General features: G+C 49.4%; 2 protein-coding genes. Both read left to right on the forward strand.

What is annotated here, in order from left to right:
- Positions 1-136 precede the first annotated feature (136 nt).
- Positions 137-1,084: a ParA family protein gene (locus tag AC0AP0_RS11675; RefSeq protein ID WP_046323942.1), complete on the forward strand. Its 948-nt coding sequence runs from the start codon at positions 137-139 to the stop codon at positions 1,082-1,084.
- 4 nt (positions 1,085-1,088) lie between these two features.
- On the forward strand, positions 1,089-2,608 hold a 1,520-nt coding region (locus AC0AP0_RS11680), incomplete at its 3' end, for a ParB/RepB/Spo0J family partition protein (protein ID WP_490430588.1).

A 2,608-nucleotide genomic window follows, 5' to 3' on the forward strand; every position in this document is an offset into this window, starting at 1 on the left:
TGACATGTCCAACTAGGACGGGAAAATTGAATGGTTATCAAAAGGAGGAAGGTTCGTGACCGCATCGAAGAAGGTGAAACCCGTTTCGGGGAATACCCCGGATATCGGTGAGAAGCCCACGCCAACCGCAACAGGTATGGAGTCAACAACGGATATTCTCAATAGAATATTCGCTGAGGGGACTGGTTCGGTGTCTGGTGCGGAGATGGCAGATCTTTCTGCGCGCTATCAGGCCTTACATCAGGCTGAATTTCCTCACCCTTCAAAAACGCGCTTCATTGCCGTTGCAAATCAAAAAGGCGGGGTAGGGAAAACCACGACCACTGTAAATTTGGCATGTGCTTTTGCTGAATTCGACGAACGTGTGTTGGTAATCGATATGGATCCACAAGGCAACGCTTCTACTGCATTGGGTGTAGCTCATGAATCCGGGACGCCGTCAACATACGACGTGCTCGAGGGTCGTCTTGGGATTGACGACGTTAAGGTAGTATCCCCTCAATTCCCCAACCTTGAGGTTGTCCCATCTTCTATTGACCTCAGTGGTGCTGAGCTGGAAGTTGCGGATATGCCCAACCGCAATCAGCTCATGAAGAAAGCGGTTGCCGACTATCTTAAAATCTGCCACCAGCATTATGACTATGTTCTCGTTGATTGCCCTCCTAGTCTCGGATTATTAGTTCTGAATGCCATGTGTTCGGTCAATGAGGTATTGATCCCAGTGCAAGCTGAATACTATGCTCTTGAAGGACTGCAACAATTACTGCATACCATAGGACTTGTTCAGCAAAGCTATAATCCTTATCTCGTAATCTCAACCATGTTGTTGACCATGTATGACAGGCGAACGCTGCTCAGCAAAGAAGTGTTTGATCAAGTCAAGGAGCATTATCCAGAGATAGTGCTTAATACGACCATCCCGCGTTCTGTCAAAATCTCTGAGGCTCCCAGCTTCCGGCAAAGCGTTGTCACCTATGACCCTAAAGGAGCTGGCGCTATTGCTTACGAAGAGGCGGCGTTAGAAATCGCCCAGAGATCCGAGCAAGTGTTGGAACATATCGCCAATAGAAGACAGGGGGAGTGAGGACATGACAAGCCGTTCACGGTTAGGCAAGGGCTTGGGGGCTCTATTCCCCGCCCTGCCAGGTGAAGATGACGAAACCAATGCTGACAAAGGCCGTCAGGAAGGTAACAAAGTACCGAATTCCGGCAACAAGCAGCCCACCCTTCAGGGCTTGGGTGCTGAATCGGACGGACGACTTCGCAAAGATATAGATGCCTCAGAAGAAGACGGAGCTAAAAGAGAACGCAGTACTACGCATTCGGGGAGTACAAGCACTCAACTAGCGGCTTCGGCAAAGTCTTCTGGGAGCGGTAGTAAACGTTCCAACAAGGGACAAAAGCGTGTCAGCATTTCCGAGTCTCTTAAGGAGGATGTTTCACGTGAAACATCCACTTCGAAGAGAACTACCAAGCGTCGGTCAGTTCCGTCCATCAGCAGCTTGGAGCACCCAAGTGATCTTTTCTTTGGTCCTACGACGACAAATGTTTCACGTGAAACATTGCCGATGATGGGATCGAGTAAGGCTGTCGATCATCGAACAAAAGAGACTCAGCAAAGCGTCAACCGTGCACCTATTGTTGGCAATGCTACTGAGCCGAATAAGACGGAGAGCAATAGCCAAGAGGAGCTGAAACCCGTCCAAGGCGGGTACTTGGCTGAAGTGCGTGTGGACGATATTAGGCCCAATGCTCAGCAACCGCGACAAATATTCGATGAAGACGAACTGTTGGAGCTTTCACGCTCCATCAAAGAAGTTGGCGTATTGCAGCCCATAGTGGTGCGAAGATCAACTCTTATAGACCGTCCAGGAACAATCAAAAATAAGACAACCTCAGCTGGCGGCGCGGAAAGCAAATCCGGAGCAATTGGCGCTAAGACCGGTGAGGAACAATCGAATCAGCTTTCAAATCAGAGGGAAGCGGGACTACAGCAAACAACCCATTATGAGATCATAATGGGTGAGCGTCGTTGGCGTGCTACTCGATTGGCTGGTCTGGATACCATACCTGCAATTGTGAAAACAACGAGCGACGACACCATGTTGCGTGATGCTTTGCTCGAGAATCTCCATAGAGTGGCTCTTAATCCGTTGGAAGAAGCAGCCGCTTATCAGCAAATGATTGATGAGTTCGGCTTGACTCAGGACGGTTTGTCTAAGTCAATCTCTAAGTCCAGGCCTCAGATCGCGAACACACTTCGCTTGTTAAAATTGCCCCCCAGTGTGCAGAGAAAAGTAAGCTCAGGTGTGTTGTCAGCTGGGCATGCTCGCGCCTTGCTTACTTTGCCGGATGAAAAGTCTATGACTACTCTGGCAGACAAGATCATTGCTGAAGGTCTGTCGGTAAGATCTACTGAGGAACTTGTCGCCTTGCAGACTGGACAGGCGAAGAAGAAAGCAAAGAAGCCTAGGGTAAACGCCTGGGCTGACAGTCCTGTACGCCAGGATCTGGAAAGCCACTTTGATACCAAGGTGGCCATCAAGGGCACTAAAAAGCACGGGAAAATAGAAATCGTGTTTTCTTCGCCTGAAGACATGGACCGCAT

The sequence above is a fragment of the Bifidobacterium sp. POST2/T3 (B1) genome (assembly GCF_058197115.1).